Genomic DNA, 18,812 nt, shown 5'->3' on the forward strand with positions numbered 1-18,812 from the left:
AACAAACCCCAAAATCATTTGATTTTGGGGTTTGTTTTTATATAAGCTTTCCGGTTTACAATAACGAATGACTCGTCATCACAGCAGGTTTTTCAATTCCCATCAATTCTAAAATTGTTGGAGCGATATCACCTAACACACCATCATTAATTTTTTTCAATTCTTTGTCAACTAAAATAATTGGCACTGGATTCGTAGTGTGAGCTGTATTTGGACTACCATCAGGATTAATCATCGTTTCGCAATTTCCGTGATCCGCAATTACGATAGTAGTATAATCATTTGCCAAAGCCGCTTCAATTACTTCTTTCACACAAGCATCTACTGCTTCACAAGCTTGAATAGCAGCACTCATTACTCCCGTGTGCCCAACCATATCACCATTAGCAAAATTCAAACAAACAAAATCAACTTCACCTTTATTCAATTCAGGTACCAAAGCATCTTTTAGTTCATAAGCACTCATTTCTGGCTTCAAATCGTAAGTAGCTACTTTTGGTGAATTTCTTAAAATACGTGTTTCGCCTTCAAACGGTGTTTCTCTACCTCCAGAGAAAAAGAAAGTTACGTGTGGGTACTTTTCAGTTTCTGCAATACGGATTTGTTTCTTATTCGCTTTTTCTAAAACCTCACCTAAAGTCTCCGTGATGTTGTCTTTGTTATAAACTACTTTTACATTTTCGTAAGTTTCATCGTAATTCGTCAACGTAACATAATACAAAGGCAGTTTATGCATGTTTTGCTCATGAAAATCTTTTTGTGATAACGCTTCTGTTAACTCACGACCTCTATCTGTTCTGAAGTTAAAAAAGATCACTACATCATCAGCCTGAATAGTTGCTAAAGGTTGATTATTAGCATCAACCACTACTAACGGATCGATAAACTCATCTGTAACATCTTTTGAGTAACTTTCTTCAATAGATGCAACAGCATCTTGAGTTGGTTTTCCTGTTCCATTAACTACTAAATCGTAAGCTAATTTTACACGTTCCCATCTTTTATCACGATCCATAGCATAATATCTACCTACAACAGAAGCTAATTTAGCTGTAGTTGGTGCCATGAAATCTTCTAAATCTTGGATGTATTGTTTTCCTGATTTTGGATCTACGTCACGACCATCGGTAAAAGCGTGTACAAATACATTTTCTAAACCATATTCTTGAGAAGCCGTAATCAATCCGCGTAAATGCGAAGTATGAGAATGTACTCCTCCATCAGAAACTAATCCTAAAAAGTGTATTTTTTTGTTGTTTTCTTTAGCATAAGTAAAAGCATCAATTAGAACAGGTTCCTTTGCTAAAGTATTATTGGCTACAGCCAAATTAATTTTAGCCAAATCTTGATACACGATTCTTCCTGCACCAAGGTTCATATGGCCTACCTCACTATTACCCATCTGACCTTCTGGCAAACCAACGTTTAAACCATCAGTTCTTAACTGTGCACTTGGATAGTTGTCGTATAGACTATTTATAAAAGGAACATTTGCATTGTCTATTGCAGATACTTTAGGATCAGGAGATTTGCCCCATCCATCAAGAATCATAAGTATAACTTTCTTATTCATGATAATTTTTTTATCAAAGATAAAGAATTTTCAAAAGCCGAAAAAGGTTTCGAAATATCCCTAAAAATTTCAATCGTTGTAGGGGATAAATAATCACAAATAAGTAACTAAATATTGGATTTAGCTTTTTACAATTTGATTTTTGATTTCGTTGTAATCAATAAAATAGCGAACGCTTACTGATAAAGTGTGTTGCAATTTCTCATTTGTCAAAAGAGCATTAATATTGTCTTTATAATTTTTATTAATAACATTTTCAAAAGTCGCAGAGCTATTTCGGTACAAAAATGAAACTTGGCTTCCAGGAGCAAACCACCAAGAATACGACAAATCCATATTCCATGTATAAAAACTAGAATTATTATTTTCATTGTATCCCAAATAGTCTACCAATCGACCTTTATCTGTTAGTGAAAGAATGTTTTTATTTTCCGCATAAGACCAATATTGGCGAATTGACAAGTTAAAATTCATTTGACTATTAATTGAATACTTCCCCGAAATAATATGAGCATAAGTAACCACATTTCTGTTCGCAAACAAAATGGTATTGTTCCCCATTGCATCAAAAACATTTTCTAAAACAGCTATACGGCCTTTATTATTATTACGTCTGGAGTAACTAAATTCATAAACCATCGCTAGTTTATCATTAAAACGGTATCTTGGACTAAGAGTAATCCCAATAAAATCTCTCCCTGGTTCATCTGCTCTTGAATATTCTGGATTAATATCAAAGGCAAATTTATAGTTATAATTACGAGAATAATAAGCCCAAAAACTGTAGCTCGTGGGAGTAATTACAAACCTTCCAGCTTGACGTGGTTCATAATAATCATAACGCTCAAATGGATTAAAATTAATCCCAAAACCATAAGAATTATTCTTTAAAGTTTCTATGTTGGTGTTGATGTTGATATTACTTCCTTGGACTTGCCCCGTTTCTTTGTTAAATTGAATGAAGTTATTATAATTCACTCTAAATCCATTAAAACGTTTAGTTGGGTTTAAAATTCGATAATTGGCATTCCCATAAAAACTGTAATAATTGGTCTCAAAATTGATACCCAAATCATTGTTATCAAAATCTTTGGTATACATATCAGCCCCTAAACTATAGCGATAGTTCCCGGATGTTTCTGCAAAATTTAATTGAGTCGCGATACCAGTTTTAATTTTATCTTCATTAACATAACTGTATTTAAAATCACCAGACAAGTTGTAGGTATTGGCTTTGGTATTCAAGTCCCAAACCAAAGCAGAAACATTCCCATCTCTAAAACTACCGTTTCTGGTCACATTTGTGTTTACAAAGGCAATTGATGAATTTCTTCTAAAACGTTGATCCAAAACCAAGACATTATAATTCGCTAAAGGTTCTAACACTTCTTTACGAGAATCTCCCGATACAGTATTTGCAATAGTAGCGGTGGTCTTCTCAGTAACAGCATTTAAAACCCCAATACCAAGGCCACTTTTTGTCCTTCCTGATACTTTTAAAGCATTAATCAAGTTTACACTCGATGGATTATCTGTAATTATTTCATTCTCATTTTTTTTTGGCGAATTAGTAACACTTCCTATTCGTCTGGAATACAACAAATTTCCTTTGCTAAACAAGTCTGTTCCTTCTGTAAAAAAAGGTCTGTTTTCATTGAATTGTTGTTCAAATGGACCTAAATTTAAAATCACATCATCATATTTAGTTTGACCAAAATCGGGAATCAAAATGGCATCAAGCGTAAACGCATCGTTAATTCCATACTTCAAATCTAAGCCTCCTTTTAAAGTACCTTTCGTTTTTTGTTGATCATTGGCATTCAAATAGAATGAAGAATAGGGCAATAAAAATAGACGTGTTGGTGTTTCAATATTTGCAATACCTGTCAAAATACCATTTTGTTGAGTGAAGGTCCCTAATTTTGAATCAATAAAATTCCAAGAGTACTTTTGACGGTCTCTACGTATTTCTCTAAAAAAATTAACACCCCAAGTTTGAACCTTTTCTGGAGAAAAACGCAATGCGGCATAGGGGATCCTCATTTCAACCACCCAACCAAAATCGGTAATAACGGCTTTACTATCCCAGACCGCATCCCAAGAATAATCCTCTCCATTTGAATCTGTTGCCAAACAATCGGCTTGTCCATCGGCTGCATTGACAAAGAATTGAAAATTTTGCTGCCCATCATTATAGCCATTAACAAAAATCCCAAAAAAATCAGCAGTACCAAAATCATCTCTTTTTGAAATTTCTCTTAAAATCTTATTGGGTTCATTATCATACATTTTTGCTGCGATGTAAATAGCAGTATTATCATAAAGTACTTTTACTTCAGTTCTCCTTTCAGGAAGTACAGGTTTTCCGTTATCTGGTTGAAACATCAAGAAATCTGTAGCAGCAGCAACTTGTTCCCAAGAATTTTCATCGATTTTCCCGTCAATAGTTATAGGATTTGTGATAAACTTTGTTTCTAGAGTTTTCTTTTGGCTAAAGCCCAAAAAAGAAAAAAGAAGCCCATAACTAAGAAGAAAAAATTTCATAAAATAAGTTTAATTGATAATGGATTAGTCTAAATCATTTTAATAGACTAACTATTATAAAATTTGTTACAGTTCTGATAACAAATTTCAAAATAGAGTTTTCAAAAAAACAAATCTTATTTTTATTGCTGGCTCACTCCCAACTTTAAAAACTATTTTTTATAGCGTTGTAATCGATAAAATAGCGAATACTTATAGATAAATTAGTGGTCAAATTATTATTTAAAACATTTTTGAAATTGGTTGAAAAATTCTTTTCAACAGCATCTGTCCTATCTAAAGCAAAGTTTCGATATAAAAAAGACAATTGACTACCTGGTGCAAACCACCAACTGTAGGATAAGTCAAAGTTCCATGAGTTAAAATTTCTATCTTTATTATCTGGATAAGCCGTATTAGTTACCAATTTCCCATCATTTTGTAAAGTCAAAAACTCATGATTTTTAGCATAAGACCAATAATATCGGGCTGTCAAATTTATGGTCATTTTTTCATTTAGAGCATATTTACCAGTAAAATCATGTTGAATGTATTCTCTATTTCGTTCGGCAAAAATGATTCCATCAGTTGTAGTATCTACCCATCCCCTATCATTTTTTTTATTCAAATAATCGACAGCATAGGCCAACGACAACTTATCATTAAAGCGATATTTTGGACTGGCATAAAAACCATAATTATACCTTCCTGATTCATCAAACTTAGCACCTGAAATGGTTAAATCAAAAGTAAAAGGATGGTTTCTGTTCATTTCAATTCCAAAATAGGAGGAGAATCGCTTTGGAATAAACACATAACGATTGTACTCTCTAGGCTCATAAAAATCATACGTTACTAATGGATTAGCAATGAAAGCAAACTCAAAGTAATCATTATTTAAAGTAGTTCCTTTCAATACAGTTTTATACCAAGCTTCTTGAAGCTTGCCGAAAGTATTTTGTATCTCGGCATTGACTTCTTGTTCCACCTTAAAAGTGTTGAATATTTTGGTTGGATTGACAATTCTATAACTTCCATTCGCCAAGAAACCATGGTAATTAGTATAAAAAATAATTCCCAAATCATTAATATCATAGTTTTCAGAAATGTATTTCCCTGAAAACAAATAGCGATATTTTCCACTAGTTTTAGCAAAATTTATTGCGGTTTTATAACCATTATAATCTTGAACATCATTGATAGTACTGTACTTAAAATCTCCATATAAATTATACGAATTTGCTTTGGTACTTAAATCAAATAAAAGCCCCGAAACATTGGCATCTCTAAAACCTCCATTACGTGTAGTATTTGTATTGATAAAGGTTACAGAAGAGTTTTGATTAAAACGCTGATCAAAAACTAATACATTGTAATTAGTAAGAGGGTCGATGACTTCTTTTCTTTGAGAATTGGTGACAGTATCTCTGATGGTAGCAAATGTCTTTTCGGTAACAGCATTCAAAAAACCAATTCCTAATCCTTTTTGAGTTCTGCCAGAAATCTTTACAGCATTAATTAAATCAACTGAATTAGGATAATTAGTAATTTCTTCATCAGGCTTTAGATTGACCTCCGTTGTAGGAGCCAGTCCAATTCTTCTAGAATATAACAAATTGCCTTTGGTAAACAAGTCGGTTCCTTCGGTAAAAAAAGGTCGATTTTCCTGAAATTGTTGTTCAAAGGGCTCGAGAATCAGAATGGCATTATCGAATTTGGTTTGACCAAAATCAGGAACTAAAATAGCATCTAAAGTAAAGGAATCATTGATCCCGTATTTTAAATCCAAACCCGCTTTAAAAGTCGCTTCAGAACCAATGTCATTTCTTTGATTGTATATCGAAGAATAAGGGATTAAAAAAAGTCGAGTTGGTGTATCAATATTAGAAATTCCTTCTAATATTCCGGCTTGAGGAATTACTGCTCCGATTTTGGTATCTACCAAATTCCATGTGTATTTTTGAACATCACGTTTGATTTCTCGCATGAAGTTAATTCCCCAAGTTTGCTTTTCATGATTAGAAAAACGCAAAGCTGCATAAGGAATTTTCATTTCAACTGTCCAACCAAAATCGGTCAACAGAACTTTACTATCCCAAATCGCATCCCAAGTAAAATCTTCAAAATCTTCTGTAGCCAAACAATCCATTTGTACTCCAGCGGCACTAACAAAAAATCGAAAATCTTGTTGTCCATCATTAAATCCATTAATAAAAACAGAAAAATGATCTGAAACCCCAAAAACATCTCTATTTGTAATTTCCCTCTGAATTTTGGATACCTCATTATCGTACATGGTTGCCGCTATATAAATAGCATTATTATCATATACAACTCTCACTTCTGTCTTTTTATCAGGACTTATAGACTTACCATTATCTGGTTCAAACATCACAAAATCAGTAGCTATAGCAGCAGTTATCCAAGAGGATTCGTTAAATTTTCCATCAATACTAATACTTTCTGTAGTAGATTTCGTCTCTAAAACTTTTTTTTGAGACCAACTGTAATTATAGAAAAAGAACAACAAAACAAGAATAAACAAGTACTTTTTTTTCATTTTGGGGCTATGTGATTAGTAAAAATAAAAAAATTAACATAATAAAACATAAAAATTGATATTTTTTCATAAAAAAATAACTCAAAAAAATCGACAAAGTGTTAAATTTTATCGACGTACTACACTTTTTTTTATGACAAAAGTGTTTTTGTTATATATTTGCGATCCAAAAACATACCATTTAACCAAAAGACAATCAATGATTTATAGTACATTCCTTACTCTTATATTATTCTTTTTGAGTTCTTTTTCTATTAACAGCTCTACCTCTGAAGAAAATAAAAAAAATATAAGCAAAATTGAGCATGTTTCAAACATAAAATCCAAAGCTGATTTATTTATTGAATCTGTATATCATGATTTAAATACTAATCAGTTTACTCTCCCCCAATTTGACAGTTTTTCTGAAGCATTAAAAGGATATTATAGACTAAAAGAAAAAGGATTAGTAAAAAAAGAGATTCTAACCTTAATTGACTTTAGCTTATCTTCAAACACAAAAAGACTTTGGGTAATAGATCTAGCAAACAACACAATACTTTTTCACTCACTTGTAGCTCATGGTAGAAATACTGGGGAAGAATTCGCTTCAAATTTCTCAAACAAAACCTCCTCTTTTCAAAGTAGCTTAGGTTTTTATGCTACTGGAGAAGTTTACAAAGGAAAACATGGAATATCATTAAAACTTGACGGATTAGAAAAAGGAGTGAATTGTAATGCCCGCAATAGAGCTGTTGTAGTTCATGGAGCCGACTATGTTTCCGACACCTTCATCAAACAACATAAAAGATTAGGCAGAAGCCAAGGCTGTCCTGCATTGCCAAATGAATTGACTCAACCTATCATCAATACCATTAAAGAACAGTCAATTCTATTCATTTATCATCCTTCAAGAAAAACTACTGATGAAATAATAGAAAAATTAACTTCTTAGCTTATCATACAAAGCTAAATCATAATCATAAATATCTTTTCTGAAATGGAGTTCGCCTTTTTGACTCCATGCAGTCCAATACCAAATGTAAATATTGTATTTCTTTTCAATCTTTACATAATGCGTTTTTCTAGTGCCTACCACAGAATCAATTTTTCCTTTAGACCATTTTTCAGAATGATTCAAAAAATACCCTGCTAATTCAAGGGGTTTTTCAACTCTAATGCAACCCGAACTCAACGATCGATTGTGTAAACCAAATAAATTTCGATGATTTGTATCGTGCAAATAAATACTGTGATGATTCGGGAATAAAATCTTCATTTCACCAAGAGTATTATTAGGCCCAGGTTCTTGAACATATCTGTAATTATGAGGCTTGGCTGGATTCCAATTTTCTGGAGCTACTACATTATTATTACTGTCATAAATCAAAATATTCTTATTTGAAAGGTAATTGCGATTTCTTTTCATAGCTGGCACTACGTCTTCTTTCAAAATTGTTGGAGGTATGGTCCAAGTCGGGTTCAAAACTACCGTCCTCAAGTAAGAAGTAAGAACTGGGGTTCTTCGCTTAACGGTACCCACAACTACTTTTTGGGTAATTGTTGTATCTTGATTTTCAACTACAGTTAATTTATAATCTGGTATATTAATAATGACATAATCCGTGTCTGGAATAATTTGAAACCATCTCCAGCGTTCAAGATTGGCAATTATTTGTTTTTTCCTATTCGCTTTAGAAAAATTCAATGCCTCAATTGTTCCTACGCCAAGTACCCCATCCGGAGCCAATCCATGTCTTTCTTGAAATCGTTTTACTGCAGCCACAGTCTTTTCGTCATAAATAGCTGTTAAACTATCAGAACTATTAAAATCCTTCCAATACTTCAATCTTTTTTTTACTGCAATTACTTTGACATTTGTATCATTGGCTACTATTTTTTCTGTAAAAGCTATTGGAGTAAAATCTACATCTGGATATTCTTCAATCTGTTGCAAAGCAACTTTTAATTGATTATAAACAAAGGCGTTGGGTTTGCATTCATTTACAACAAAAGCCATTTCTTTTTTAGTAAATGCTTCAGCAAGAACAGTATTAACATCAAAAGGATTGATTTCAATATCCCAATTAGAATAGATTTCTTTAGCATTAAGTTTACCTGTTTTTAAATGAGTTAAAAAAAGTTGTGTGTTTAGGGTTAATAACAAATCATAAGTAACTAATTCTTTTTCCTTGAGGACTGGATGTTTTTTTTCAAAAGATGTTAAGGATTTCAATTGATAATTTTCAGGAAAAAGTCCTTCTTTATCCGATTCCTTAATAGCATTCAAAATAACTTTACGATTTGAAGCAGATTGCCAAACTGTTTTAAAACCTGTTGCACGGTAAAACTCCAATAATCTCTGATTCTCATATAACACAACCAAAGCACTATCGAACTCAATGGCATTAGCCTCAACCTGAATTTTAGGAATCGGTTTGGTTTTTATCAAAACTGCTGAATCATCGTTTGCTTTTTTTTGGCAACTCAAAACAAGCAATAGAAAAAGAACAAAATAAAGGTGTTTCATGTTAAATGGATTTATACATAATAATATGTAGCTCTACATTGGGTATATCAAATAGTTTGCCACTACAAAGTATAACCAAAGCTAGTATAAAATCTAAAGTACTCTTCTTGTATTAAAAACAAATCAAATTGATTTCATCTAAAAAAACACAACCTCATTTCTCAAAAAGAAGAAGGGACTCCCGTTAATTACACTTATCAAAAATACCAAAATGAAAAGTACTGAAATCGTCATCATCTTCAAAAAACAACTTGATATAGTTTTTTCCTCCCTAAACGCAGGCTGTCCTACAGCAAAAGTAGCTCTGTTTTAATTTTCTTTATGCTCAATATCGGCATTTTAAAAAAAAATAAAAGTATAACAAATTAGTTTTAAATCAATTATAAAACCAATCCTTTTTCTATCATATTTTTTGCTTAAAAAATTTGCAAATAACTGAAATGTTTCTCTATATTTGCACCACAATAATGCGAAAGTAGCTCAGTTGGTAGAGCTCCAGCCTTCCAAGCTGGTTGTCGCGAGTTCGAGCCTCGTCTTTCGCTCTAAGTAAATTAAGTTTTACATCGTTCTTAAGCAATTTTAAATTTTAATTTGCAAATAAGTAGTAAGTTTATTTATATTTGCTTCAATAATTAATGCGAAAGTAGCTCAGTTGGTAGAGCTCCAGCCTTCCAAGCTGGTTGTCGCGAGTTCGAGCCTCGTCTTTCGCTCTTTAAAAAAGCCGAAACATTTGTTTCGGCTTTTTTTATTTTAATCCACTTAAATCAGAACCAGATTCTAGCTCAACAGGCTCTTGATTTTGCAAAAACAAACGAGCTTTTAAATTGCCTTTTAAAACAACCATTTCTCCTTTTACTTCAAGCCAGCTACCCTCTCTTAAACCTAAAACTGGGATTGCATTAAAAGCATGAAATTCTTTAATTCTAGTTTCACGTGTTTCTCCCATATGAGTAGAACCTTCAATAGGGTCTAAATAATGCGGATTGAGATTAAACGGAACAACACTTAAAGTTTGAAAACTAGGCGGATAAACAATTGGCATATCGTTTGTTGTTTGCATACTAAGCCCACAAATATTACTTCCTGCACTTGTTCCTAAATAAGGAGTTCCTTTTTTAACAGTTTCAGACAACACCTGCATTACTTCATTTTTATACAACTGGCTCACTAAAAGAAAAGTGTTTCCTCCACCTGTAAAAATTCCTTCTGCTTCTATAATCGCTTTTCGAGCATCTTCAAATTCATGAATACCTCGTACCACAATATCAATTTTAGCAAATGCCTTAGCAACTTTAAGCGTATATTCCTCATGTGAAATACCACCAGGGCGCGCATAGGGAATAAACAAAATACTTTGACAACCAGCAAAATGTTGTTGCAAATGGATCAATAAATACTCTAAATACGAACCACCGTGTAAAGTAGACGTACTAGCAATAATACAATTTTTCATTTTCTTTTTTTAAGTGATAAAGGTATAAAAACCAATTTTTAATTAACAAATTTTTACCAAGGCCTTAATAATTATTTGGCAACGGATTGAAATACTTTTACCACAATTCAATTTAAACGATGGAATGAAATTTTGGTTGACTTTATTTTTTCAAATAGCCATTGTATCTATTGCTAGAGGGCAGCAGCAAAAGGAAACAATGCTATCAGGAACTATCTTCTTGAACAACAAAGAAATTGAAGGTATTTTTATCAAAAATGAAAACTCAAACGAAACTACAAATTCTGATGCAAATGGACGTTTTGCCATCAAATGCCAATTAGGAGATATTTTGAATTTTTCATCCATAAATGCAGAAACGAAAAGAAAAAAAATAACTAAAAGCGAGTACCAAACCAATAGTTTAATGGTAATTATGACCTCAAAAACAATAGATTTAAACGAAGTAATTATCAATAACAATACAATTACAGCTGAAAAACTAGGTGTCATTCCTGAAAATCAAAAAAAATATACTCCCGCTGAAAGACGATTAAAAACAGCTGGAGACTTTAAACCCATACATCTTTTGAGTATATTAGGTGGCACTTTGCCATTAGATCCAATTATCAACAAAATATCAGGAAGAACAAAAAGACTAAAAAAAGAACTTGAAATAGAGAAAAAAGAACACCTATTTAACCGACTAAAAACACTTTACAAAGATGATTTTTATGTAATGAATTTAAAAATTCCAAAAATGTATATAGACTCGTTCAGATATTTTTGTATAGAAAATCAATTTCTAGTTACGTATTTAACTTCTGGAAACAAACAACTATTAGAGCTATTAATGAGTGAATTGGCGGTTACTTTTAACAAAAAACTATCTAGTGAAGAATAATTTTACCTTTTTTATATTACTTTTTTGGACGTCAATCTTCGTGGGACAAACCCTCACAGAGAGAACAATTCAGGGTAGAATTTCAGTAGAATCTAATTTTATTGACGGAGTAAATATCAGAAACGAAACTACTCGCCAAGCAACCACTAGTAGAATTGAAGGATATTTCAGAATTCCCGCCAATGAAGGCGATATAATAGTTTTTAGTGCAGTCAATCTTGAGACCTTAACGAAGGTTGTCACCAAAGCAGACCTTGCCAATAAAGAGTTGAAAATTGAAATGACACTAAAAAGTATCGTTTTAAAAAACATAACCATCAATAGTCATCCAGAAATTTCAGCAGAAAAGCTAGGTATCCCAAGTGCAACCAAACATTTCACATCAGCTGAAAGAAAATTACAAACAGCTACAAAAGGCAGTTTAGACGGAATTTTGAATGCCTTATCTGGAAGAACAGAAATGCTTAAAAAAGAAGTTCAAGTAGAAAGAAAAGAAAAACTACTTGAAAAAATAGAATATCTTTTTGAAGAGGAATTTTATATAGAAAAACTCAAAATCCCCAAAGATTATATCAGAGGGTTTCAGTATTTCTGTATAGAAGACCAAGCCTTTATCAACTCAATAAAGACCAAAAACAAAACAATGAGTGAGTTTTTGATTATCAAACTAGCCGAACGCTACAACCAAATCATTTCAGATGAAAATAAATAAAACGAAAACGCTGTTTTTCTTTTTAGCGACTCAATGTATTTTAGGTCAAACCAAAGAGGTAAAAACAATCAGAGGAAGAATTTTAGCTAGTTCAGGTATTTTTACAGAAATAGAAGTGGTCAACTTAAATTCTGAAAAAAGCGTAAAAGTAAATGAAAATGGGGAATTCAATATTGAAGCAGAAATTAACGATGTTTTATTTTTTGCATCCAAAAGTTTTGAAGCCTATCGAAAAGTAATTAAAGCCAATGATTTTTGTGAAGACTTCATCAGCGTAGAAATGATTCCAAAAGGCATCGAATTAGACGAAGTAATTATCAATCAATATGCTACTATCAATGCTCGAGATCTTGGAATTATTTCCAAAAACCAAAAATCATATACAGTAGCCGAAAGAAGATTAAAAGCCAACTCTGGCGGTTTAGGAGGATTGATCAATATGCTTTCTGGAAGAAAAGAAATGCTCAAAAAAGAACTAGAAGTAGAGAAAAAAGAAATCAATTTAGCCAAATTAAAACGATTATTTACTAGTGATTTTTACCAAAAATCATTTCATATTGCAGCTGACAAAATCACCACCTTTCAGTATTATTGCATTGAAAACAAAAGCTTTGCCAAATTATTAGAAACCAATAATAAAGCCCAAATGCTGATTGCCATGCTTCAATTAGCCTCTACCTTTAATGAACTAAATAGCAATGAAGGGAAATTATAGCCTAGTCTTGTTCTTCTTCTTTACTTTTGGAGTCGCTTTTTCGCAGGAAAGAAGCAATTTAAAAGGAAAAGTAACCAATAGTATGGGAGCTATTCTAAATGGTTCTGTTGTCAATTTGAGTTCCAAAACAAGAACAGCAATTTCAGAGCAAGGTTATTTTGAAATTTTGGCTCAGCCTAAAGACACTTTACTATTTGCTAGTTTGGCTTGCTTACCAAAAAAAGTAATTCTAAACAGTAAGAATTTTGACATTCCGTTTCTTGAAATTGAACTACAATTATTTGACAATGAATTAAAAGAAGTGATTGTTCTGAATCAAAAAAAGATTCGGCCTTTGAACCCCGATCTTCAAAAATATATAGATAAAAAATACTTTGATGACATGCAATCATCACCTACCAATCCTTTGATGCCACCAACAACAATTGCTAACGGAACTGACTTTGTTCGACTTTTTAAAGATGTCAAAAAGTTATTTAAAAAGAAAGCATTACAAAAAGAGAGAGAAGAAAAACCCATCAATTACTATGTAGAAGTAATCAATAGCGTACCTACTGACTTTTTTTTTAAAAACTTTACAACTCAAAGAAGAAGAAATCATTTTATTTCTTTCTTTTTGCGAAGCAGATAATAAAGCGAATGAGATTGTAAAAGAAAATGATTCATTTCGTTTGTATGATTTTTTAATCGGTAAGAACAAAGAATTTAAAAGTTTAGCTACTTTTGGAAAATGAAAAAAACAGTTTTATTCTTCGGACTATTCTTCTTAACCATTAGCCTTTCATCCTTTGAAATGCATAAATTTTATGTGGCAATCTTCCAAGTTCAGCATGTTCCAGAAAAGAAAAGAATACAAATCACTTCACGGATTTTCTTGGATGATTTAAACAAAGCTTTAGAAAAAAAATATCATAAAAAAACCTCTATTGGAATAGGTTCTGAAAAACCTGAAGAATTGCTTTTGTAAAAAAAATACTTTTCAGAAAATTTAATTCTAAAAGTAAATGGACAATCTCATCCACTAAACTACCTATCAAGTGAAGTTGAAGAAGATGTCCTTGTTACTTATCTGACAATTAAAGAAATCACAAAAATTCAAAACCTAAATATTCAAAATTCTTTATTGATGGATTGGAACTCAAATCAACAAAACATTATGCATTTTACAGCAAATGGCACCAAAAACAGCCTAAACTTTAGCGATTCGTCAAAGATACAAATGTTAAAGTACTAATAAAAAGAAAGTAGTTCCGTTAAAATTGCTATTTTCACAGACTTAAATTTCTATTTTATTTATGAAAAAAGCGACCCTATTCTTACTCTTTCCGGCAATACTATTTGCCCAAGAAAAAACCACCCCAACACCACCAAAACAACAAGGCAAATACGACACCAATAAGTTCAGCCAAATGTATGATTTGTTGGCTACACCTAATATGTTTCGTACTGCAGCTGGTGCCCCAGGTCCAGCCTATTACCAACAACAAGCTGATTACAAAATAGACATTGAATTAGATGATAAAAATTCAAGATTAAGTGGTGCAGAAACCATTACTTATTACAATAATTCTCCAGACAAACTAGAATACCTTTGGTTACAAATGGACCAAAATCAAGCCGCAAAAAACTCTCAATCACCTCTTGCTGAGAGTGAACGAATTGAAACAACTATGGCTCCAAGTAAATTTGCTAATGAATACTTAAAACAAGGTTTAGATAGAGGATTTAAGTTAGAGTATGTAAAAGATGCAAAAGGTAATCCAATGACTTACACTGTAAATCAAACGATGATGCGTATTGATTTACCAACACCTATGAAACCAGGAGAAAAAATCACTTTTTCTGTAAAATGGTGGTACAACATCAACAATTACCAACAAGATGGAGGTCGTTCAGGATATGAATTCTTTGAAAAAGATGGCAATAAATTATATGTAATTGCTCAATTTTATCCAAGAATGGCGGTTTATAATGACGTTGAAGGATGGCAAAACCAACAATTTTGGGGAAGCGGAGAATTTGCATTGCCATTTGGAAATTTTGACGTAAATATCACTGTTCCTGCTGATCACGTTATGGAGGCAACGGGTGAATTATTAAACCCAGCTGAAGTTTTCACTGCTGAGCAAATGAAACGTTATGAGCTAGCTAAAAAGAGTTTTGATAATCCTGTAGTAATCGTAACACAAGCGGAAGCGGAAGCTGCTGAAAAAGGGTTCTCAACCAAAAAGAAAACGTGGAAATTTAGCGCCAAAAACGTAAGAGATTTTGGAATCGCAACTTCAAGAAAATTCATTTTTGATGCAATGGCAGTAAAACTTAGTGGAAAAACTGTAATGGCTACTTCTGTATATCCAAAAGAAGCCAATCCGTTATGGGGAGAAACTTCAACTAGAACGGTTGCTCATACTTTAAAAAGCTATTCATCGCACACTTTTGATTATCCTTATCCAAAAGCAGTATCTGTTTCTGCAGAAGACCAAGGAATGGAATACCCAATGATTTGTTGGAATTTTGGTCGTCCAGACGCAAATGGCGTAACGAGTCCACAAGTAAAAAATGGAATGATTGGCGTAATTGTTCACGAGGTAGGACACAACTTCTTCCCAATGATTGTTAACTCTGACGAACGTCAGTGGACGTGGATGGATGAAGGATTGAACTCTTTTATGGAATATATGGCGGAGCAAGAATTAGGAACCAATTTCCCATCAAGAAGAGGTCCAGCAAAAAATATTGTTCCTTATATGAGCGGAGACCAAAAGTTTCTAGAACCAATTATGAGTAATTCTGAAAGTATTATTCAATTTGGAAATAATGCTTACGGAAAACCAGCAACGGCATTGAATATTTTGAGAGAAACAGTTATGGGTCGTGAATTATTTGACCACGCATTCAAAACTTACGCGAACCGTTGGAAATTTAAACATCCAACTCCAGAAGACTTTTTCAGAACTATGGAAGACGCTTCTGCATTTGACTTAGACTGGTTTTGGAGAGGTTGGTTTTACTCAACTGACTTTGTTGACATAGGAATAAATGAAGTAAAACAATATTATGTAACTGATACTCCAACTACCGAATTAAAAAACGCAAAAGTTCGTAGAGGTCGTTTTGGTGAAGAAAAAGGACCATTTGTGTACTTAGTTGAAGGAACAAATGCTGAATTAAAAGAATCAGATAAAAAAGCATTGAAAGTTGAAGAATTCAAGTTACTAGCTAACTATGTTAACGAAAAACTAACTGCAGAAGAAAAAGCAAGTCTAAATGCACCTAAATTCTTTTATGAAGTAGAATTCAACAAGCCTGGTGGGTTGATTATGCCTATTTTAGTAGAATTAACTTATGAGGATGGTACTACTGAAAACTTTAAATATCCAGCACAAATTTGGAGAAAAAATAATGATACTGCCAAAAAAGTATACGCTACTTCAAAAGCAATTAAAAAAATACAAATCGACCCAAAATTAGAAACTGCAGACATTGATGTTACCAACAACAGTTGGCCAAAAGCAGAAGTAAAATCAAAATTTGATTAAGTAAAATATCATAAAGTAACAAGCCCGATTTATTCGGGCTTGTTTAGTTTTATAGAATAACGACTGTCTGACAAAACGATGCGACAAAAAAACCGTTAAAAAAACAATAAATTTCAACAACACATAAAAGAAGATATACCACGCAGGAGGAAAACAAGTATTAATTTAATAAGTTTGCTTTGTGTTCCTAAATTCAGGAAACTTGCTAAAAAGAATTAATACAAAAGAAATGGCAATAGCTGAAAACTTATTAAGTATAAAAGAATCGCTTCCTGAAAACGTTACACTTGTAGCGGTTTCAAAAACAAAACCCGTAACCGATTTAATGGAAGCCTACACAGCCGGGCAACGCATTTTTGGCGAAAATAAAATCCAAGAAATGGTTGACAAGTGGGAACAAATGCCTAAAGATATTGAATGGCACATGATTGGGCATGTTCAAACCAATAAGGTAAAATATATGGCTCCGTTTGTAACATTAATTCATGGAGTCGATAGCTTAAAATTATTAGAAGAAATCAATAAACAAGCTCAAAAAAACAACCGAATTATTAATTGTTTATTGCAAATTTATATCGCCGAAGAAGAATCAAAATTTGGTCTGGATGAAGTAGAATTACAAAATTTACTCAACTCCACTTCTTTCAATCAAATGAACAATATTAGAATCGTTGGATTAATGGGAATGGCTACCTTTACTGATAATCAAAACCAAATCAAAAAAGAGTTTACCCATTTAAAATCTATTTTTGATACCATACAAAAACTGGAACCTAAAAACTGCCACCTGAATACCATTTCAATGGGAATGTCAGGCGATTATCCATTAGCTATAGCATGCGGCAGCACTATGGTTAGAATCGGAAGTAGTATCTTTGGCGGAAGATAATTATATATCATCCCAGATTAAGGATTTAAGATTTATAACTGATTACTAAAAACTGTAAACTGAACACTGAATTTGTACGCAATACTTGACATAGAAACCACAGGAGGGCAATTTAACGAAGAAGGAATCACAGAGATTGCTATTTATAAATTTGACGGACACGAAATCGTAGATCAGTTTATAAGTCTTGTCAATCCCGAAATTCCAATTCAACCCTTTGTAGTGAAACTTACTGGTATCAATAATGCTATGCTGCGTTCTGCTCCAAAGTTTTTTGAAGTAGCCAAACGCATCATCGAAATTACAACCGACTGTGTTTTAGTAGCGCACAATGCCAGTTTTGACTATAGAATCTTAAGAACTGAATTTCGAAGATTAGGGTATGATTTCAATCTAAAAACACTTTGTACCGTTGAATTGTCTCAAAAACTATTACCAGAACAACCTTCGCACAGTTTAGGGAAATTAGTTAGAGCATTAGGAATCCCAATGGCCGATAGACATCGTGCTAGCGGAGACGCAATGGCCACCGTAAAACTTTTTAAGTTATTACTCGAAAAAGATGTAGAAAAAACAATCATAAAAGAGCTAATCAAAACCGAAATCGAAAAAGGAATCGCTCCAAAGCTCTTGGATATTGTACAAAGTATGCCTTCTAGAACCGGAATTTATTATATCCACAACGACAAAGGCAACTTAATTTACATTGGCAAAAGCCGAAACATAAAAAAGAGAATCAACCAACATTTTACTGGAAAATCCAATAAGTGCAAAAATATTCAAAACGAAGTTTTTGCAGTAACTTATGAAGAAACAGGAAGTGAATTGATTGCTTTGCTCAAAGAAAGTGAAGAGATAAAAGTCAACAAACCCATATTGAATCGCGCGCAACGCAAAAGTATTTTTCAATTAGCACTTTATACCGAGAAAGATAAAAATGGCTATTTGAACCTAAAAATTCAAAAATACGATGGTCGTAAAAAAGAAATCACTTCTTTTTCATCATTACAAGAAGCCAAAAATACCTTGTTCAAGATTACGACTAAATATCATTTGTGTCAAAAATTAACCGGTTTTTACCAAACCAAAAAAGAATGTTTTCAATACGGAATAAAAGAATGTGACGGTGCTTGCATTGGCGAAATCACTCCCGAAGAATACAATCAAAGAGTCCATCAGTTCCTCAAAGAAAATGATTTTGAGACGCAAAATATGATTGTAATAGACAAAGGACGCAACATCAGCGAACGCTCAGCGGTGCTTATTGAAAACGGAATTTACAAAGGATATGCTTTTTATGATTTAAATTATCAGATTACAAATCCAGAAATATTAAAAAATATTTTAGTGCCTATGCAAAATAATCGAGATGCTAAAAATATAATCCAAAGCCAAATTCGTAAAAGTAAAACACTAAAGATTATCCACTTTTAATAAAGAGAGCTATTCCTGCTGT

13 protein-coding genes, 2 tRNA genes and 1 pseudogene are annotated in these 18,812 nt (G+C 32.6%); 11 read left to right on the top strand and 5 right to left on the bottom strand.

The features are described from left to right. Positions 1 to 55: 55 nt before the first annotated feature. The 3 genes from gpmI to WFZ86_RS09725 all read right to left on the bottom strand — a co-directional run bounded on the left by gpmI (position 56) and on the right by WFZ86_RS09725 (position 6,656). Positions 56 to 1,573: a 2,3-bisphosphoglycerate-independent phosphoglycerate mutase gene (gpmI, locus tag WFZ86_RS09715; RefSeq protein WP_342691758.1), complete on the bottom strand. Its 1,518-nt coding sequence runs from the start codon at positions 1,571 to 1,573 to the stop codon at positions 56 to 58. Between the two features lie 120 nt (positions 1,574 to 1,693). After that, positions 1,694 to 4,117: a DUF5916 domain-containing protein gene (locus WFZ86_RS09720; RefSeq protein ID WP_342691759.1), complete on the bottom strand. Its 2,424-nt coding sequence runs from the start codon at positions 4,115 to 4,117 to the stop codon at positions 1,694 to 1,696. Between the two features lie 145 nt (positions 4,118 to 4,262). Continuing rightward, positions 4,263 to 6,656, bottom strand: a complete 2,394-nt coding sequence (locus WFZ86_RS09725) for a DUF5916 domain-containing protein (protein WP_342691760.1) — start codon at positions 6,654 to 6,656, stop codon at positions 4,263 to 4,265. A gap of 199 nt (positions 6,657 to 6,855) precedes the next feature. On the opposite strand from WFZ86_RS09725, the gene WFZ86_RS09730 reads away from it, so the two are divergent. Continuing rightward, positions 6,856 to 7,590, top strand: coding sequence for a murein L,D-transpeptidase catalytic domain family protein (locus WFZ86_RS09730; RefSeq protein WP_342691761.1), 735 nt, complete (start codon positions 6,856 to 6,858; stop codon positions 7,588 to 7,590). Here WFZ86_RS09730 and WFZ86_RS09735 read toward each other — a convergent pair. Beyond that, positions 7,579 to 9,165: a L,D-transpeptidase family protein gene (locus WFZ86_RS09735; protein WP_342691762.1), complete on the bottom strand. Its 1,587-nt coding sequence runs from the start codon at positions 9,163 to 9,165 to the stop codon at positions 7,579 to 7,581. The two genes, WFZ86_RS09730 and WFZ86_RS09735, sit on opposite strands and share 12 nt — an antisense overlap. A gap of 469 nt (positions 9,166 to 9,634) precedes the next feature. Between WFZ86_RS09735 and WFZ86_RS09740 the strand changes: the two genes are divergently transcribed. Together WFZ86_RS09740 and WFZ86_RS09745 are read left to right on the top strand one after the other, a co-directional pair. After that, positions 9,635 to 9,707, top strand: a tRNA-Gly gene (locus tag WFZ86_RS09740). Positions 9,708 to 9,802: 95 nt separating this feature from the next. Beyond that, positions 9,803 to 9,875: transfer RNA gene (locus WFZ86_RS09745), tRNA-Gly, on the top strand. A gap of 35 nt (positions 9,876 to 9,910) precedes the next feature. Here the strand turns inward: WFZ86_RS09745 and pepE are convergent. After that, complete coding sequence (pepE, locus tag WFZ86_RS09750) at positions 9,911 to 10,618, bottom strand: dipeptidase PepE (RefSeq protein WP_342691763.1); 708 nt, start codon at positions 10,616 to 10,618, stop codon at positions 9,911 to 9,913. 124 nt (positions 10,619 to 10,742) lie between these two features. On the opposite strand from pepE, the gene WFZ86_RS09755 reads away from it, so the two are divergent. The 8 genes and pseudogenes from WFZ86_RS09755 (at position 10,743) to WFZ86_RS09790 (ending at position 18,790) form a co-directional block, all read left to right on the top strand. Next, positions 10,743 to 11,501 (top strand): carboxypeptidase-like regulatory domain-containing protein, encoded by a 759-nt coding sequence (locus WFZ86_RS09755; protein WP_342691764.1) that lies wholly within the window; start codon positions 10,743 to 10,745, stop codon positions 11,499 to 11,501. After that, positions 11,491 to 12,213 carry a peptidase associated/transthyretin-like domain-containing protein gene (locus WFZ86_RS09760; protein WP_342691765.1) on the top strand — a complete coding sequence of 241 codons (723 nt, stop codon included), beginning with the start codon at positions 11,491 to 11,493 and terminating at the stop codon, positions 12,211 to 12,213. Before WFZ86_RS09755 ends, WFZ86_RS09760 begins: the two co-directional genes overlap by 11 nt. Then, complete coding sequence (locus WFZ86_RS09765; RefSeq protein ID WP_342691766.1) at positions 12,200 to 12,928, top strand: hypothetical protein; 729 nt, start codon at positions 12,200 to 12,202, stop codon at positions 12,926 to 12,928. Before WFZ86_RS09760 ends, WFZ86_RS09765 begins: the two co-directional genes overlap by 14 nt. Next, positions 12,912 to 13,559, top strand: coding sequence for a hypothetical protein (locus tag WFZ86_RS09770; RefSeq protein ID WP_342691767.1), 648 nt, complete (start codon positions 12,912 to 12,914; stop codon positions 13,557 to 13,559). Before WFZ86_RS09765 ends, WFZ86_RS09770 begins: the two co-directional genes overlap by 17 nt. A 162-nt stretch (positions 13,560 to 13,721) precedes the next feature. Continuing rightward, a pseudogene (locus WFZ86_RS09775) lies at positions 13,722 to 14,162 on the top strand (DUF6702 family protein). A 61-nt stretch (positions 14,163 to 14,223) separates the two neighbouring features. Next, entirely contained in the window at positions 14,224 to 16,467 is a 2,244-nt protein-coding gene (locus WFZ86_RS09780; RefSeq protein ID WP_342691768.1) for a M1 family metallopeptidase, read from the top strand. Between the two features lie 229 nt (positions 16,468 to 16,696). After that, a complete protein-coding gene (locus WFZ86_RS09785) occupies positions 16,697 to 17,356 on the top strand; it encodes a YggS family pyridoxal phosphate-dependent enzyme (protein WP_342691769.1) in 660 nt (219 codons plus the stop codon). A 72-nt stretch (positions 17,357 to 17,428) separates the two neighbouring features. Then, the gene (locus WFZ86_RS09790) at positions 17,429 to 18,790 is read left to right on the top strand and encodes an exonuclease domain-containing protein (RefSeq protein WP_342691770.1); all 1,362 of its coding nucleotides are present in this window, start codon (positions 17,429 to 17,431) and stop codon (positions 18,788 to 18,790) included. The last annotated feature ends 22 nt before the right edge of the window (positions 18,791 to 18,812 follow it).

The organism is Flavobacterium polysaccharolyticum (assembly GCF_038739875.1).
In the GTDB taxonomy this organism is placed as follows: Bacteria; Bacteroidota; Bacteroidia; order Flavobacteriales; family Flavobacteriaceae; genus Flavobacterium; species Flavobacterium polysaccharolyticum.